This window comes from Faecalibacterium sp. Marseille-Q0746 (genome assembly GCF_017377595.1).
Lineage (GTDB): Bacteria > Bacillota > Clostridia > Oscillospirales > Ruminococcaceae > Faecalibacterium > Faecalibacterium duncaniae.
Genome location: NZ_JAFREI010000001.1, coordinates 75,137 through 91,960, shown reverse-complemented (window position 1 = coordinate 91,960; position 16,824 = coordinate 75,137). Strand labels below are relative to the sequence as shown.

At 54.4% G+C, this 16,824-nt stretch carries 18 protein-coding genes and 1 tRNA gene; 18 read left to right on the top strand and 1 reads right to left on the bottom strand.

Annotated features, from left to right (window positions below):
* The first annotated feature begins 131 nt into the window (after positions 1 to 131).
* The 8 genes from queA to J3351_RS00415 all read left to right on the top strand — a co-directional run bounded on the left by queA (position 132) and on the right by J3351_RS00415 (position 5,294).
* A complete protein-coding gene (queA, locus tag J3351_RS00450) occupies positions 132 to 1,160 on the top strand; it encodes a tRNA preQ1(34) S-adenosylmethionine ribosyltransferase-isomerase QueA (protein WP_097771258.1) in 1,029 nt (342 codons plus the stop codon).
* A 143-nt stretch (positions 1,161 to 1,303) separates the two neighbouring features.
* Positions 1,304 to 2,449 carry a tRNA guanosine(34) transglycosylase Tgt gene (gene tgt, locus J3351_RS00445; RefSeq protein WP_156061155.1) on the top strand — a complete coding sequence of 382 codons (1,146 nt, stop codon included), beginning with the start codon at positions 1,304 to 1,306 and terminating at the stop codon, positions 2,447 to 2,449.
* Positions 2,450 to 2,532: 83 nt separating this feature from the next.
* Positions 2,533 to 2,853, top strand: coding sequence for a preprotein translocase subunit YajC (yajC, locus tag J3351_RS00440; RefSeq protein ID WP_097771124.1), 321 nt, complete (start codon positions 2,533 to 2,535; stop codon positions 2,851 to 2,853).
* A gap of 65 nt (positions 2,854 to 2,918) precedes the next feature.
* On the top strand, positions 2,919 to 3,305 hold the full coding sequence (locus tag J3351_RS00435; RefSeq protein WP_207696858.1) for a TIGR04086 family membrane protein: 387 nt from the start codon (positions 2,919 to 2,921) through the stop codon (positions 3,303 to 3,305).
* Between the two features lie 35 nt (positions 3,306 to 3,340).
* Entirely contained in the window at positions 3,341 to 4,123 is a 783-nt protein-coding gene (locus J3351_RS00430) for a hypothetical protein (RefSeq protein WP_156061153.1), read from the top strand.
* A gap of 167 nt (positions 4,124 to 4,290) precedes the next feature.
* A tRNA-Thr gene (locus J3351_RS00425) sits at positions 4,291 to 4,366 on the top strand.
* Between the two features lie 307 nt (positions 4,367 to 4,673).
* The gene (locus J3351_RS00420) at positions 4,674 to 5,114 is read left to right on the top strand and encodes a hypothetical protein (protein ID WP_156061151.1); all 441 of its coding nucleotides are present in this window, start codon (positions 4,674 to 4,676) and stop codon (positions 5,112 to 5,114) included.
* Between the two features lie 15 nt (positions 5,115 to 5,129).
* On the top strand, positions 5,130 to 5,294 hold the full coding sequence (locus J3351_RS00415; RefSeq protein ID WP_156061149.1) for a hypothetical protein: 165 nt from the start codon (positions 5,130 to 5,132) through the stop codon (positions 5,292 to 5,294).
* A 72-nt stretch (positions 5,295 to 5,366) separates the two neighbouring features.
* Here J3351_RS00415 and J3351_RS00410 read toward each other — a convergent pair whose 3' ends face one another.
* Positions 5,367 to 5,531, bottom strand: coding sequence for a hypothetical protein (locus tag J3351_RS00410; RefSeq protein WP_156069864.1), 165 nt, complete (start codon positions 5,529 to 5,531; stop codon positions 5,367 to 5,369).
* Between the two features lie 195 nt (positions 5,532 to 5,726).
* On the opposite strand from J3351_RS00410, the gene J3351_RS00405 reads away from it, so the two are divergent.
* The 10 genes from J3351_RS00405 to J3351_RS00360 all read left to right on the top strand — a co-directional run bounded on the left by J3351_RS00405 (position 5,727) and on the right by J3351_RS00360 (position 16,699).
* Complete coding sequence (locus J3351_RS00405; protein WP_156061145.1) at positions 5,727 to 6,599, top strand: sugar phosphate isomerase/epimerase; 873 nt, start codon at positions 5,727 to 5,729, stop codon at positions 6,597 to 6,599.
* A gap of 28 nt (positions 6,600 to 6,627) precedes the next feature.
* Positions 6,628 to 7,854: a Gfo/Idh/MocA family protein gene (locus tag J3351_RS00400; RefSeq protein ID WP_097771129.1), complete on the top strand. Its 1,227-nt coding sequence runs from the start codon at positions 6,628 to 6,630 to the stop codon at positions 7,852 to 7,854.
* A gap of 56 nt (positions 7,855 to 7,910) precedes the next feature.
* Positions 7,911 to 8,921 carry a Gfo/Idh/MocA family protein gene (locus tag J3351_RS00395; protein ID WP_005934245.1) on the top strand — a complete coding sequence of 337 codons (1,011 nt, stop codon included), beginning with the start codon at positions 7,911 to 7,913 and terminating at the stop codon, positions 8,919 to 8,921.
* A gap of 32 nt (positions 8,922 to 8,953) precedes the next feature.
* The gene (locus tag J3351_RS00390) at positions 8,954 to 9,841 is read left to right on the top strand and encodes a sugar phosphate isomerase/epimerase (RefSeq protein ID WP_005934249.1); all 888 of its coding nucleotides are present in this window, start codon (positions 8,954 to 8,956) and stop codon (positions 9,839 to 9,841) included.
* 219 nt (positions 9,842 to 10,060) lie between these two features.
* Positions 10,061 to 11,023 carry a PhoH family protein gene (locus tag J3351_RS00385; RefSeq protein WP_035394446.1) on the top strand — a complete coding sequence of 321 codons (963 nt, stop codon included), beginning with the start codon at positions 10,061 to 10,063 and terminating at the stop codon, positions 11,021 to 11,023.
* Positions 11,024 to 11,075: 52 nt separating this feature from the next.
* Positions 11,076 to 11,567, top strand: coding sequence for an rRNA maturation RNase YbeY (ybeY, locus tag J3351_RS00380; RefSeq protein ID WP_154276129.1), 492 nt, complete (start codon positions 11,076 to 11,078; stop codon positions 11,565 to 11,567).
* Positions 11,568 to 11,618: 51 nt separating this feature from the next.
* Positions 11,619 to 12,539: a GTPase Era gene (gene era, locus J3351_RS00375; RefSeq protein ID WP_207696945.1), complete on the top strand. Its 921-nt coding sequence runs from the start codon at positions 11,619 to 11,621 to the stop codon at positions 12,537 to 12,539.
* Positions 12,540 to 12,590: 51 nt separating this feature from the next.
* Entirely contained in the window at positions 12,591 to 13,337 is a 747-nt protein-coding gene (gene recO, locus J3351_RS00370; protein WP_207696857.1) for a DNA repair protein RecO, read from the top strand.
* A gap of 33 nt (positions 13,338 to 13,370) precedes the next feature.
* Positions 13,371 to 15,782 (top strand): endonuclease MutS2, encoded by a 2,412-nt coding sequence (locus J3351_RS00365; protein WP_207696856.1) that lies wholly within the window; start codon positions 13,371 to 13,373, stop codon positions 15,780 to 15,782.
* Between the two features lie 86 nt (positions 15,783 to 15,868).
* On the top strand, positions 15,869 to 16,699 hold the full coding sequence (locus J3351_RS00360) for an N-acetylmuramoyl-L-alanine amidase (RefSeq protein ID WP_207696855.1): 831 nt from the start codon (positions 15,869 to 15,871) through the stop codon (positions 16,697 to 16,699).
* Positions 16,700 to 16,824 lie beyond the last annotated feature (125 nt).

Sequence of the window (16,824 nt, the reverse complement as noted above, 5' to 3'; positions counted from 1 at the left end):
AAAAGCAAATTTACATCGAACACGGCTTGCAAACAAGCCGACCTTGCAATATAATAGATACTGTTTATACAGATTTTATGATAACATTGATACGGCACTCGTGTCAATCATCGGAAAGGCAAATGCAAAGCATGTTAAAAAAAGATTTTTGGTATGATTTACCCAAAGAACTCATTGCACAGGAGCCTGCAGACCCCAGAGATTCGGCCCGGCTCATGGTTCTGAGCCAGAAGGACGACAGCATCCAGCACCGGATCTTCCGCGATCTGCCGGAATATCTTGAGCCGGGTGACCTGCTGGTGGTCAACAACTCCAAGGTGCTGCCCGCCCGCATCGTGGGGGTCAAACAGCCCACCGGTGCTGTGTGTGAGCTGCTGCTTCTGCGGCAGGTCAAGGGAGATCAGTGGGAGTGCCTGGCAAAGCCCGGCAAGCGGATGCAGCCCGGCACCAAGGTTAGTTTTGGTGACGGCACCCTGACCGCTGTGGTGGACGAAACGCTGGAGGATGGCAACAAGTTTGTTACATTCTATTATGACACCGAGACCCTTTATGAAAAACTGGATGAATTTGGCAAGATGCCGCTGCCGCCCTACATCACCAAGCAGTTGGAAGATCAGAGCCAGTATCAGACGGTCTATGCCAAGGAGCTGGGCAGCGCTGCTGCACCCACGGCAGGCCTGCACTTCACCCCGGAGCTGATGGATACCATCCGTTCCAAGGGTGTCGGAATTGCTGAGGTTACCCTGCATGTGGGTCTGGGAACCTTCCGCCCCGTGCAGGAGGACGAGATCACAGATCACAAGATGCACAGCGAGTGGTATTCCATCAGCGAGGAGACTGCTCAGCGCATCCGGGAAACCAAGGCCGCCGGGCACCGCGTGATCGCCGTTGGCACCACCAGCTGCCGCACGCTGGAAGCCGCCGCCGCAAAATATGGCGAGATCAAGGCCTGCAGCGGCAATACCTCTATTTTTCTCTACCCGGGTGTCAAGTTCAACTGCATCGATGGCCTGATCACCAACTTCCACCTGCCGGAAAGCACCCTCATCATGCTGGTCTCTGCCCTCTACGGCTACGAAAAGACCATGGCTGCCTATAAAGTTGCCGTAGAGGAAAAGTACCGCTTCTTTTCCTTCGGCGATGCGATGCTGATCCTGTGATCCCTCAGCACCCGCTCTCCCAAAAGCCCAAAACACTGCCGGATCCGTTTCGGCAGCTCGGTATCCACCACTTCTGAACCTGCCGCCTGCCCGGCGGCACAAGGCTGTACGGCTGTTTTCCGTACACAGAAAGGAAAAAACTTATGCCTTCTTTGACCACTTTTAAGCTGCTCAAGCAGGAGCACAACGCCCGGCGGGGTGAGTTCAAGACCGTGCACGGCACGGTGCAGACCCCTGCCTTCCAGAATGTTGCCACCGCCGGTGCCATCAAGGGCGGCCTGTCCGCGCAGGATCTGCAGCGGATCGGCACCCAGGTAATGCTCTGCAACACCTACCACCTGCATCTGCGCCCCGGTGATCAGCTGGTAGCCGATATGGGCGGCCTGCACAAGTTTACCCGCTGGAACGGCCCCATCCTGACCGACAGCGGCGGATTCCAGGTGTTCAGCCTGTCCAAGCTGCGTAAGATCACGGAAGAAGGCGTGACCTTTGCCTCTCATCTGGACGGCCACCGCATCTTTATGGGCCCTGAGGAGAGTATGCAGATCCAGGCAAACCTGGGCTCCACCATCGCAATGGCTTTTGATGAGTGTGTGGAGAATCCTGCCCAGCACGCGTACTCCAAAGCCAGCTGTGAGCGCACCACCCGCTGGCTCAAGCGCTGTAAGGCTGAGATGGCCCGTCTGAAGCAGGAGGGCAAGGCCACCAACCCCGACCAGCTGCTGTTCGGCATCAATCAGGGATGCACCTTTGCTGACCTGCGTGTAGAGCACATGAAGCAGATCGCGGAGCTGGAGCTGGACGGCTACGCCATCGGCGGTCTGGCCGTGGGTGAGCCTGCTGAGGTGATGTACGAGATGATCAGCGAGGTGGAGCCTTATATGCCCAAGGATAAGATCCGCTATCTGATGGGTGTCGGTACCCCTGGCAACATGATCGAGGCTGTTTCCCGCGGCGTGGATCTGTTTGACTGCGTCATGCCCAGCCGCAATGCCCGCCATGGCCACCTGAATACCTGGGGCGGCATCATCAATATCAAGAACGCAAAGTATGAGCGGGACGAGCGCCCCATTGACCCCACCTGTGGCTGCCCGGCCTGCCGGAACTACTCCCGTGCCTATATCCGCCACCTGTTCAAGGCAGAGGAGCTGCTGGGCATGCGTCTGGCCGTTATGCACAACCTGTGGTTCTACAACCACCTGATGGAGCGTATCCGCGATGAGTTGGACGCAGGCACCTTTACCGCCTTCCATGACCGTTACGTCAAGCTGCTGGATACAAGAATTTGAGCTTTTTCATGCTTTTCCCTTGCAAGAGGGAGCAGAAGCGGTTATAATGAGTTTATCTGAATTTTGAGAGGAGACTTTGTCCCATGCAATTTCTGACTACTACCACTGAAAGCTATATCAGCCTGTTCTTCACCCTGGCTCTGATGCTGGTCCTGCTCTACTTTATGATCTATCGTCCCCAGAAGAAGCAGGAGAAGAAGGATGCTGCCATGCGTGCAGCTCTGGAGATCGGTGATCAGGTCGTGACCATCGGCGGTATTGTTGGCCGTGTGGTCGCCATCAAGGAGGACACCTTTGTTCTGGAGACCGGTTCCGACCGTGTGAAGATCCGCTTCACCAAGAATGCGATCAGCTCTGTTGAGAAGCTGAACATGGACAATGCTCCTGCCAACGCAAAGAAGTAATCTCTAAAAGCAAGGTCTTTTTTACCCGCCCCTCTGCATACAGTAGTGCAGGGAGGCGGGTTTTTATGTTGGAACAGAAGAAGTTACCCATCCTGGAAGCACTGGCTGCATTCGGCATTGGTGGGATATTCACCGCCGCCTGCATAGCCGGGCTGGCCTACCTGATGGCAAACCAGAGCCTTGCGCAGAGCACGGCCTGGCCCATGGTCAGTGCCATTGTCTGTGCCGGGAGCTTTTGCAGCGGCTGGCTCATGGCTTTTTTCTATCACAGCAGAGGTCTTATCTGCGGTGCTATACAGGGCGGGCTGTTTGTTCTGCTTCTGCTGGGGTTCGGCCTTTCGGAGGGCATTGAACCAACGGAAATGCAGCTGGCCCGCTTTGCACTGGTGTTTGTCTTTGGCTGTCTGGGCGGGGTGTTCAGCATCCTGCGTACAGAACGGCACCGGCATTGAGAATTTACAGCAGAAAAACAGGAGGACAGGGAAGTATGTGGGTCTATCAGGAAACACCGGAAACCGCAGCGGCAAAGGCACTGCCCGAAGCGATCCTGCCGACAGCACAGGAAGAGCCGTTAAAACAGAAGAACCGTGGAGTTCTTCCTGAGACAGCGCAGGAAGAAAGACGATCCATCCCGGCGGCGTTCTCTGAGAGTCGCGGAAATACACCGGAGAGAGCCGCTGCACGCCGCAGCAAGCCGAGTGAGGGGATTGCCCTTCTGGCGGCGGCGTACCTTCTGGGGACCTTTCTGGCGGGTGTGGCGGCAGCGCGTTGCGTGGCAGGCGATGCCGAAACGCTTTCTTATTACCTGAACTGCTGGCAGAACCTGTTTTCCGTGCAGGATGCCGCCGGAGCAGTGCGCCTGTTCCGAACGGAATTTCTCACTGTGGCAGGTGCGCTGACGGCAGTGCTGTTCCTGGGGCTTTCTGCCCTTGGGCCGCTGCCCATCTTCCTTTTTACGATGCTGTATGGGACAGGTTCCGGATTGCTTTCGTCCGGATTGCTTTCAGATTTGAACCCACGGACAACATTTGTGCTGCTCTGCGTCTGCGGTATCCCTGCATCCCTTGCGGCCGGAACGTTGTGCACGTTCGGCGCATCCGCACTGCAGGTAAGCGGAAGGCTCTGTTCAGCCGCCTTCGGGCGTGGAGGACAGGCCCCCAGCACAGGCTCGCTTTTGGGTCAGTTTGCCCGGATGCTGTTTCTGCTCCTGCCGCTTTGCGGTGCGGCAGTGGGGATGCTGTATCTGGCAGGGCAGGCAAAACTTATTTGAGCTGAAAAAAATCTCTGGCAAAAGAGTTTGTGAAGCTTACGATAAGAATTGAATAGGGCAAATCATTACGAAATGGCTTTCTGCAAAGTTCCGGAATTGTTTTTGCGTAGGGAGTACTTGACAGGTATTCTCTTTTATGCTAAACTATCTATCGTTGCAGAACGCGTGCTACTGTGGCTCAGCTGGTAGAGCAGCTCACTCGTAATGAGCAGGTCGCCTGTTCGAATCAGGTCAGTAGCTCCAAAAGTCCTATGAATCTACGATGAATTTCGTCTGGTTTATAGGACTTTTTTGTTATTCTGTTTCTGTACAAAAAAGATTCTTGCATCGTTTTTGCATCTGTCATCTGTAATGTGATTGTTTGCAGATTTCAGAGAATATGGTACAATAAAGCCAATCATTTTGAGGAAGGAGCTGAACACAGCGCAGAATGTACACGAACCATATCAACCCCGTTGCGCAGAAAAATCAGGATGCATTTTGCACGGCACTGTTTCAGCTTTTAATGAAAAAGCCGCTTGAAAAGATCTCCGTTACAGAGCTGTGTCACATGGCAGATCTCGACCGAACCACCTTTTACCGCAGCTTTGAATCCAAGGACGACGTGCTGGATTATTATCTCGACCGGCAGATGACCCTGCTTGCGGGGCAGTTGCCTGCATACAGTACCCTGGAAAAAAACCTGACTGCGCTGTTCCGCTGGACGTATGCGGAGCGAAAGAATCTTTGTATCCTGATGGATTGCCATCTGACCAGCTTTTTCAGCGATGCGTTGAGTGAGAAGATCATTCTTGTTCTGATCTCCAATATCGAATTCGGGGACGCAAGACAATTTGTGCCATGGCCCGTTTCATTGCCGGGCGAAAACCGATACTTCCGGAACTCGTTCATCGGTGCCTATATGGGTTTTTTCAACAGCTGGCGCTATGGAAACTTTGCAGAACGACCAGAGGATCTGGCCAAATGTATGGCTTCGTTCTATCTTCACTGAGGAGGGTGAAACGGGATGGCGGACTTGCGGAAAGAGGAGTTGTTCCCAGCGGATGCATTTGGTTTGTTCTACCTGCAGACCACACGCATCCCCGGCGGGTGGCACCGCCATGCAGAGTATGAGATCTTCTACCACATCAGCGGCCCCATCGTCTTTGAAGTCGCGTCACCAGATGCATAGAAAAATCCCCTCAGAGATTTCTGACAGCACTGTCAGAGCTCTGAGGGGATTTTGCGTGTCAAGAAACGGAGATCAGATCTCGACCATTCCGTTTTCGTCCTTCGGAATAGGGAGTACGATCAGGAGGTCAACCAGAGCAAATGCAAGGCCGAGACCGGTCCAGCCGACAAGCAGGTAGAGGATAAATCCTGCTGCTCTGTTTTTCGCTGCCAAGAAATCGAAGTCAAAGATGGACATTTTGCACAGTTTTTCTCCCTTTTTCACCCCACAAGATTGGTTTGATGCACCTTGTTTTATGATATGCAACAAAACGGAAAAATCTGTTGCACAACGTGCTAAAAAAACCGAAAAAGATTTGTGCGGCATTTTTTTAACAATTGTGATATATTACTTACAGTAAGGCTTGTATCCTACACAAAAAAGGAGATTTTTATGAAGGATATTTATATTTCCGGCTTTGCCGATGAGATCAGCTCTTCTTTTGATGAGCAGCTCAAGACAGTCCGTGAGCTTGGAATGCATTACATCAGCCTGCGCAGTGCAGATAAGAAAGGAATCGCCGACTTTACTGTTGAGGAAGTCAAGACCGATCTGCTGCCCCGCCTGCAGGCCGCTGGTGTTGGCGTTTCCAGCCTGGGCAGTCCCATTGGCAAGGTCAAGATCGATGATGAAGAGGGCTTTGAAAAGCAGTGTGCTCAGTTGGAAACGCTGTGCGAGATCGCTAAGGTCCTGAATTGCAAGTACATCCGCATGTTCAGCTTCTTTATGCCGGAAGGCAAGGATCCTGCCGACTATCGTGACGCTGTCATCGAGAAGCTGCGCAAGTTCATTGCTATCGCTGAGAAGCACGACGTAATTCTGATGCACGAGAACGAGAAGGATATCTATGGTGATGTTCTTTCCCGCTGTGTTGACCTGATGCAGACGCTGAACAGCGCACACTTCAAGTCTGCATTCGACTTTGCAAACTTTGTGCAGTGCGGCGAGGATACCGCCAAGTGCTGGGATGCTCTCCGTCCGTACATTGTATATATCCACATCAAGGATGCCGTTTCTACCGACAAGGAGAATGTGCTCTGCGGTACCGGTGAGGGAAAGATTCCTGAGCTGCTGCACAAGGCCATCGTGGAAGAGGGCTATACCGGCTTCCTGACCCTTGAGCCGCATCTGGTGCTGTTTGACAGCCTGCAGAGCCTTGAGACCACGGATGCAAAGAACATCATCCGTGAGAACAAGTACAAAAACGGTGCTGAAGGTTACGCCGCACAGTATCACGCACTGTGCGATATTCTGGCAAAATTCTAACGTAACAGAAAAAAAGGAGAAGATTCAAATGGAAAAGACTGAAGGAAAGATTCGTTATGGCCTGATCGGTATCGGTGCTCAGGGCGGCAGCTATGCTCGCTTCCTGACCAACGCTCCCGCTCCGTTCCCCGGCATGGTCTGCGCACCGTGCCCGGACAACTGCGCACTGGGCGCTCTGTGTGATATCGACCCCGAGAAGGAGAAGATGTGCAAGGAGCAGTACCCCGATGTTCCCTTCTTCAAGGATTGGAAGGATATGATCGCCAGCGGCACTGTTGATGCCATCATCACCACCGTTCCTCACTACCTGCACCACGAGATCTCCATCTACGCTATGGAGCATGGCATGAACGTTCTGTGCGAGAAGCCCGCCGGTGTCCGCAGCAAGGATGTTCAGAAGATGATCGCCTGCGCTAAGGCTCATCCCGAGGTTTCCTTCGGCATCATGTTCAACCAGCGTACCAACAAGCTGTATCAGAAGATCAAGGAAATCGTTGCCAGCGGTGAGCTGGGCGAGATCCGCCGCTCTCAGTGGATGATCAACTCCTGGTGGCGTCCGGACAGCTACTACCAGCAGAGCGCATGGCGTGCTACCTGGGGTGGCGAAGGCGGCGGTGTCCTGGTCAACCAGGCTCCCCATCAGCTCGACCTGTGGCAGTGGATCTGCGGTATCCCCGTGAAGGTCTTCTCCAAGAACATCAACGGCTGCCATCGTGACATCGGCGTTGAGAACGACGTGACCATGCTGGTCGAGTTCGCTAACGGCGCTACCGGCACCTTTACCACCTGCACCCACGATGCCATCGGCACCGATCGTCTGGAGATCGACCTGGACGGCGGCAAGATCGTTGTTGATAACAGCAAGACCGCTCACGTCTACCACTACATCGATAAGGAAGGCAACCCCTGCACCGAGGATTACCTGAACGAGCACATGAGCATGATGGAAGTTGCCATGCTGACCAGCGGCAACGGTGCAGGCTCCAAGCTGTACACTGAAGAGACCTTTGAGAACAACGATGGCTGGGGCTTCCAGCACACCACCGTTATGCAGAACTTTGCTGCTCACATCCTGACCGGCAGCCCGCTGCTGGCTCCCGGCGAGGACGGCATCAACGGTGTCAACCTGGCAAACAGCAGCCAGCTGTCTGCATGGACCGGCCGCGAGGTCTCCAACCCCTGCGATCCCGAGGAGTATGCTGCTGAGCTGAACAAGCTGATCGAGGCTGAGGGCAAGTTCCCCGTCCGCGAGTAATCAGTATCCCTGAAAAAAGCAATGCCTGTTCCAGGCTTACAAGGAGTTGCGTTTCCATGAAAAGAGCTGCGATCATTGGCTGCGGCACCATCTTTCAGGTTCATCTGCCCATCATTGTGGCAAATCCTGAGATCGAACTGTGTGCCGTGTGCGATAACAATCCCGCTGTGCAGGAAAAGCTGCCTGCTGCAGCAAAGGCCGTGCCGTTCTATACGGACTATGAGGAGCTTCTGGAAAAGGAGCATCCCGATGTGGTACATCTCTGCCTGCCGCATTACCTGCATGTGCCCGTGTCGGAGTACTTTGCTTCCCACGGTGTGAATGTCTTCTGCGAGAAGCCGGTGGGTCTGAACACCGCACAGGCCAAGGAGTTCGTGGAATTTGAGGCTGCGCACCCTGAGGTCAAGATCGGCATCTGCCTGCAGAATCGTCTGAACCGCACCACCGTTGAACTGAAAAAGATCATCGATGGCGGCGAATATGGCAAGGTCATCGGCTGCCGCGGCTTTGTGCCCTGGTTCCGCGGCAAGGCTTACTATGACGAACAGCCCTGGCGCGGCCAGCTGGAAACTGCTGGCGGCGGCTGCATGATCAACCAGAGTGTTCACACGCTGGATCTGCTGTATTATCTGTGCGGCGATATCGATGCCATCCATGGCTCGGTGAATCAGCTGGCAGATTACGGCATTGAGGTCGAGGACACCGTAGCTGCCCGCCTGCACTTTGCTAATGGTGCAAACGGTGTGTTCTTTGCCACCAACTGTGATTACACCAACGAGAGCGTCCAGATCAAGGTTGCCTGTGAAAAGGCCTCCTTCCTGATCGAGGATGATGCTCTGTTCCGGATCGACGCAGATGGCGTGCGCACCAAGCTGTGCGAGAATGAGAAGCTGCCCGGTGCCAAGTTCTATTTTGGTGCTTCTCATGGCATCCTGATCAACAAGTTTTACCGCGCCATTGAGAACAACACAGACGATTATATCCATGTAAGAGATGCGGAAATGAGCATCCGGCTGATCGATGCCATCCATGCAAGCAGCAAGGCTGGCCATCCCGTTGCTCCGTGACCGCAAAACACAAATAGAAGGAGAAATGAACCATGGCAAACAAAGGTTTGATCGGTGTTCAGATGAGCACCATTGCCCCCGCTAAGATGCCTCACTTCGACGCATACGAGAGCATGGGCAAGCTGGCTGATATCGGCTATCACTGCGTTGAGATTTCTCAGGTCCCCATGACTGCTGAGAACGTTGCAGGCTTCCGCAAGGCTATCGACGAGCTGGGCCTGAATGTCTCTTCCTGCACCGCATCCACCTCTCCCATGCTGCCCGGTATGCCCGGCGAGTTCCTGTGCAATCCCGACGACTATAAGAAGATCGTTGAGGACTGCCGTAAGCTGGACTGCGATATGCTGCGCATCGGCATGCTGCCCATGACCTGCATGGGCAACTACCAGAAGGCTGTGGATTTCGCCAAGGAAGCAAATGAGTATGCTCTGAAGCTGAAGGAAGACGGCATTGACCTGTACTACCACAACCATCACGTAGAGTTCGTTCGTTACGACGGCGAGTTCCTGCTGGACATCATCCGCGCAAATGCTCCGGCTCTGGGCTTTGAGCTGGACAGCCACTGGATCCACCGCGGCGGCCAGGACCCTGTTAAGTTCATCAAGAAGTATGCCGGCAGCATCCGTCTGGTCCACCTGAAGGATTACCGCATCGGTGAGATGCCCATCCCCGAGGGCGGCGTGGACTTCACCAGCAAGGAAGGCATGATGAAGTTCATGAGCAACTTCACCAACATTGTGCAGTTTGCTGAGGTTGGCGAAGGCACTCTGGATATGCCCGCTATCATCCAGGCTGGCCTGGAGGGCGGCGGCGAGTACTTCCTGGTGGAGCAGGATGACTGCTATGGCCGTGATCCGTTCGATAGCCTGAAGATCAGCCACGACAACCTGGTCAAGATGGGCTTCGGCGACTGGTTCTAATTGAAAAGTTTCTGAGGAGTCGTTTTTTACGATCCGGTAAAATGAAATCGATGCTGTTTTGCGGAAATGCAGAGCAGCATCGATTTTTTATGTTTCAGGGTTCTGCTTTGTAACACGCTCCAAAATGTTGAAAATATTTTGTGCAAGTTTCACAGTTTTCTATTTGAGCCTTTGGTGGTACAATAGATGTGGAAATTCATAAACCGCTGGAGGAGCTACATGGCCGAAAAAAGTATTGAGTTAGATAGTGTGGAGATCGCCGCTGCCATCTTTGGCAACTGTGACCGCAACATTCGTCTATTGGAAAAGGAGTTCTCTGTCACGGCAGTCTGCCGGGGTACGATGCTTCGCCTCTCTGGCGAGGAGGCCAATGTGGCCGCTGCTGTGCGTGCCGTGGAGGGGATGCTGCTTCTGATCGAAAACCACACGCCGCTGGAGGATCAGACGGTGCGCTACTGCCTGAGCCTTGCTCACGATGGAAAGGAGCAGCGTGTCCGGGAGCTGACTGAGGATTTTGTCACGGTCACGGTCAAGGGCCGCCCCATCCGCCCCAAGACACTGGGCCAGAAGGAATATCTGAATGCTATCCGCAAGAATGCTGTGACCTTTGGCGTGGGTCCCGCCGGTACCGGCAAGACCTATCTGGCCGTTGCAATGGCGGTCAAAGCGTTCAAGGCCAAGGATGTTTCCCGCATTGTGCTGACCCGCCCCGCCGTGGAAGCAGGCGAGAAGCTGGGTTTTCTGCCCGGTGATCTGCAGCAGAAGGTGGACCCTTACCTGCGCCCTCTCTACGATGGCCTGTTCGATATGCTGGGCGCTGAGACCTATGAGCGCCTGGTGGAAAAGCAGATCATTGAGGTTGCTCCGCTGGCATATATGCGCGGCCGCACGCTGGATGATTCCTTTATCATCCTGGATGAGGCGCAGAACACTACACCGGAGCAGATGAAGATGTTTCTGACCCGTATGGGCGTAGGTTCCAAGGTGGTTGTGACCGGCGATGTGACCCAGATCGATCTGCCGGACCGTACCCGCAGCGGCCTTGTGGATGCGCTGCATATTCTCAAGAACGTGGATGGCATTGCACAGTGCTATTTTACGGAGAAGGATGTTGTCCGCCATCGTCTGGTGCAGGAAATCATCAAAGCCTACGAAGCGGCTGCGCACCCGGCCAAGCGTTGAAACCGACGCGGAAAGCTGCAATTGCAGCATAAAATGAAGGGAGAGGAATGTTATGTCCAATAAAGTTTTGATCACCAATTCACAGAAAGCCGTAAAAGTACCTTCGGGCCTGCGGATCCTGATCCGCCGTGCCTGCAACGCTGTGCTGGAATATGAGCACTTCGATGAGCCTGCTGAGATCAGCGTGACTTTTGTGGATAACGCTGCCATTGCAGAGCTGAACAACCAGTACCGCAACAAGCCGATGCCCACCGATGTGTTGAGCTTTCCTCTGGGAGAAAACGGAATTTACGATGTGGATGAGAACAACGGCTGCAAGATGCTGGGGGATATCGTCATCAGCATGGAACGTGCTCAGGAGCAGGCAACGCTCTACGGCCATCCACTGCAGCGTGAGGTCGCTTTCCTGACCGTTCACTCCATGCTGCATCTGCTGGGCTACGACCATGAGAACGGTGGTCTGGAAGCCATGCGGATGCGCGAAAAGGAAGAGGCTGTGCTGACCCAGCTTGGCCTGCCCCGCACCGTCAGCTATACGGAATGATCAAAGATACTGGCAAAGGATAGGAGTTCTATTTTGAAAAACGCAGCACCCATGCAGCAGCATTACGATACCTCATCTGTGTTCGTGGCGGTTATCGGCCGCCCGAACGTGGGCAAATCCAGCCTGACCAATCGTCTGGTGGGGGAGAAGGTGGCCATTGTCACCTCCAAACCCCAGACGACCCGCACCCGCATCACCGGCGTTGTGACCCGCGGCCCTCTGCAGTATGTTCTGCTGGACACCCCGGGCGTGCATAAGGCCCACAATAAGCTTGGCAAGCGGATGGACAAGACGGCCAGCGATTCCATCGCGGATGTGGATGTCTCTATGATGCTGTTTGAGCCATACGGTGCCCTGAATGAGCCGGAAATGGTTCTGGTGGACGCTCTGCGCAGCAGCGGTGGCCCGGCCATTGCAGTCATCAATAAGACCGATCTTGTCAAGGAGCCTGCTGATCTGGAAGCCCGTAAGGCTGAGCTCAAGGAGCTGGGTGTGTTTGATGCCATTTACACCGTAAGCGTCCGGGCAGACGACCACTGTGAGGAACTGTTCGATGCCCTGAGCCAGTATGCTGTGGAGGGCCCGCACTACTTTGACGATGATGCCTACACCGATATGCCGGAAAAGGAACTGGTGTCGGAGGTCATCCGTGAAAAGGCACTGCTGTATATGCGGGATGAGATCCCGCACGGCATTGCAGTCGTGGTGGAGCGCTTCAAGGAGCGCCCCGGTACAGATCTGGTGGATATTGATGTAAATATCTACTGCGAGCGCGAGAGCCATAAGGGCATGGTCATTGGCAAGGGCGGTGCGATGCTGAAAAAGATCGCCAGCTCTGCCCGTGCAGACTGTGAGGAATTTCTTGGCTGCCGGGTCAACCTGCAGTGCTGGGTCAAGGTCAAAGCAGATTGGCGGGACAATGAGTTTCTGCTGAACAACTTTGGCTTCAAACAGAACCCGAATAATCGTTGATTTTTCTCTTTACATTGCCCGGGACACTGCTCGGGCAGGGAGAATATGCAGATGGACACGATCGTAACACCTGGGCTTGTGTTAAAAGAGACCCGGTACAAGGAATCTGACCGGATTCTGACCATTCTTACACCGGAGCTGGGGGTCATTTCGGCCTCAGCACAGAGCAGCCTGCGGCTGAAGAACAAATTATTCAGCGCCTGCGGGCTTTTTTGCTACTCTGAATTTGTGCTGCTGCCAGGCCGGAATATGTACACCATCCGAGAAGCGGAAGTGCGCAACGTATTTCACGGCATTTCCTCCACCATCGAGGGGATGAGCCTTGCCATGTATCTTGCCGAGATGGCGGCGGCACTTTCTCCTACGGGGGAGGAAGCTGCCAAGGAACTGCGCCTGCTGCTGAACTGCCTGTATATGATCAGCGAGGGTAAAACCGACCTGCATGTGGTCAAGGCTGTGTTTGAGTTGCGCACCATGAGCGAGTGCGGCTTTCTGCCGCAGCTGGTCTGCTGCAAGATCTGTGAAAAATACGATGGCCCCGCGTTTTATCTTGACCCGCAGGAGGGCATTCTGCTCTGTGAGGACTGTGCGAAAAAGGCGGGCAAAACCTGCAATCTGGACATGGGTGCCTTGTATGCCCTGCGTCATATCTGCCTTGTAGAAGATAAGAAAATATTTGCATTCAAAATCTCGGTCGGCAGTCTGGCAAAGCTGTCTGCGGTGGCAGAGCGCTACGCTTTGACCCACCTGGACAAACCGCTGAAAAGTTACGACTTTTTACAATCCGTTCTGCCTTGACCGGGATAAACAATTTTGATATAGGGAACAAACATGGAAACAAGCTATTTGAAAACTTTAGAGCTTGATAAGATCATTGCGCGTGCATCCGAGGGCTGCGTGTGCAAGGAAGCTAGAGAGCAGCTGCTGGCTCTGGAGCCTCAGTGCGACCCTGATGAGGTGCGTTACGCGCTGGAACAGACCGATGCCATCAACAGTCTGCTCATCAAAAACGGGTCTCCGCGCTTTGGCGGGGTAGAGGGTGTCAGCTCTCTGGCAGCCCGTGCGGTCAAGGGCGGTGTGCTCTCCATGGGGGAACTGCTGATGGTGGCCGGCGCTCTGCGCAACTTTCAGAACCTGACCAGCTGGTATGGCTCCTCGGAACATGATGCTCTGCCTACAGATGATCTGTTCTACGCGCTGGCACCTCAGCCCGGGCTGGAGCAGCAGATCTCCAGCGCCATTCTGGCTCCGGATGCCATGGCAGACACGGCTTCCCACACCCTGAACGAACTGCGCAAAAAGATCCGCGCTACGGAGAACAGCATCCGCGACCGGCTGGAAAGCATGGTCCGCAATATGGATACCTCCAAGTATTTGCAGGAGAGTGTGGTCTCCATTCGCAATGGGCGGTATGTTGTGCCCGTTAAGAGCGAGTATCGCGGTGAGGTGAGCGGCATCATCCATGATGTCTCGTCCACCGGCGCTACTGTCTTTGTGGAGCCGCAGGCGGTTGTGGAAGCAAATGCACGCATTCTGCAGTACCGTGCACAGGAGGCGCAGGAGATCGAACGCATTCTGGTGGCATTTACGGCACAGGTAGCCGCCATTGAGCCTCAGTTCCAGTACAGCTACAAGGCAATGCTGGAAATTGATGTGCTGTTGGCAAAGGCTCGTCTGGCTCTGGATATGAAGGCATTCAAGCCCTCTGTCCGCACCGACAGCTCCTTTTCGCTCATTCGGGCGCGTCATCCGCTCATTGACCCCAAAAAGTGTGTACCTGTGGACATTGCGTTGGGTAAAGAGTACGATTCGCTCATCATCACCGGCCCGAACACCGGTGGTAAAACTGTTACCCTGAAAACGGCGGGTCTGCTGTGTGCAATGGCACAGTGCGGCTTTCTGATCCCTGCCGATGAACGCAGTGAGATCTGCGTGTTCGATGAATTTCTTGTGGACATCGGTGATGAGCAGAGCATCGAACAGAGCCTTTCCACTTTCTCCGGCCACATGAAAAAGATCACCGGTATTCTGGAACTTGCCATGCCGCACACGCTGGTGTTATTGGATGAGCTTGGCGCGGGTACTGACCCTGCCGAAGGTGCAGCGCTGGCCGTGGCCATCATCGAGGAACTGCGCCGCCGCGGTGTGCTGCTGATGGCAACCACTCACTACGCCGAACTGAAGGTGTTTGCGCTGGAAACCAAGGGTGTAGTCAATGCCAGCTGTGAGTTTGATCTGGAGACACTGCGCCCGACTTACAAGCTGAGCGTAGGTGTGCCCGGCAAGTCCAACGCCTTCCTCATCAGCGAGAAGCTGGGCATCCCGGAGCGTGTCATTGAGGCAGCCCAACAGCATCTGTCTGCCGAGGATAAGCGCCTGGATGCAGTTTTGGGCCAGCTGGACGACCTGAAGCTGCAGCTGAAAGAAAGCCAGGACGAGGTGGAGGAGCTGAAGAACGAGGCTTCTCATCAGCTGGAGGCCGCTCAGAAAAAGCGGGATGAATTGATCCAGCAGGGCGAAAACGAGTTGGAAGCTGCCCGTGCCAAGGCCCGTGCGCTGGCACAGCAGGTGGAAAGCAAGGCGTATGCACTGACCGATGAGCTGCGCCAGCTGCAGAAGGACGAGCGCCTGAGCACCCAGCAGAAAGCCCAACGTGCCCGCGAGATCGCAAAGAAAGAGTCTGAAAAGCTCTTTATCGGTACCGAGGTGGTGCATAACCCTGTCAAGGAGTTTGTCCCGCTGAAAGAAGTCAAGGTAGGGCAGGAGGTCTGCATTGCAGAGCTCAACCAGCTGGCCACCGTGCTGGCACTGCCGGATAAAAACGGCGATGTTCTGGTGCGTGCCGGCATCATCAAGACCAAGGTCCCGCTCAAGGGCCTGAAGCAGCCGGATAAGCTCATCAAAGAGCCTCAGCCCAAAACCAAGGCACAGCAGCGCTATTCCCGCCTGACGGGCGATGCAAACCGGCCCAACGGCAGGGTAGAGCGTGTGCAGCGTTCGGCCAAAATGGAGCTGAATCTGCTGGGCCTGACTGTGGATGAAGCTCTGCCTGAGGTGGATGCTTATATCGATCGCGCCATTCTGAACGGGCAGACAGTGGTGTACCTGATTCATGGCAACGGCACCGGAGCTCTGCGCACTGCGATCCACAAACATCTGCGCGGAAACCGGATGGTAAAAAGCTTTCGGCTGGGCCGTTATGGTGAGGGCGAGAGCGGTGTGACCGTGGTTGAATTGAAGTAAAAACATACCGGGAGTTTCCCGGCAGCGCCCGTCCGGAAGATCATTCTTTGGGCGGGCGTTTCTTATAAAACGGCAGGGAAGTCATCATGGCAAAACATTCGGTACAGCGCAAAAGAAAGAAAAAGGGCAATAGTTTTTCCTTTGGCAGAGCAGTGGTTCTGGTTCTCTGTTTTATTGGTGTCAGTTTTGGGCTGTATCTGTGGCAGGCGGCTTTCTCCATTGGACAGCCAACACCGACCGTGGACGATGATGATTTTCGTCCGACCATCGGTGAGCCGCCGTACCGTATTGTGATCGATGCAGGACATGGCGGCTCAGATCCGGGGGCAAGGGGAGTGGTGCAGGAAAGTGAGATGACCGCTGCCACAGCGGAGGCTTTGAGCGCCTGGCTGGAGCGTGACCCCAATTATATCCCGCTGACCACCCGGGAAAGTTACGACAGCACCGCAAAACCTGCTGAACGCGCCGCTGCCGCCAATGCACAGAATCCGGATCTGTTGTTGTCTGTCCACGGCAATTCAGCACCCGAAGGCTCCAGCGCAGCCGGGTTTGAATGTTATCCGGCTGTTCCGGGACGAGCATACCATCAGGAGAGCTATTATTTTGCAAAGCAGCTTTCCGGGGCTATGCAGGCGGCAGGGGCCAGCTTGCGGGGACGCGGGGGAATCCGATACATTTATTACCAAGGGGAAGTAAAACAGCTGGTGGAGAGCAGCCACAAGGAAGTGCGTGTAGAGCGCAGCTTTACGATTCTGGAAGATGTAAATTGTCCAGCAGTGCTGGCGGAGCAGTGTTTTGTGACCAGCGATACGGACGTAGCCCGGTTCGGCAGTGAGGATGGATGCAAGCGGACTGCGCGTGCATACTATGAAGCAATCTGCGCATACTTTGAAACCACACCATTGCCGGAAGAGTGATAGGTACATATTTTCTATATCAACAGTTGATCGGTCAGACCCTCTGAGATCTCAGAACCCGCAGCGGGAAGAGAGAGGAGGGTCTGATTTTTTGATTATTATATTTTCGTATAATGCGGGTTATG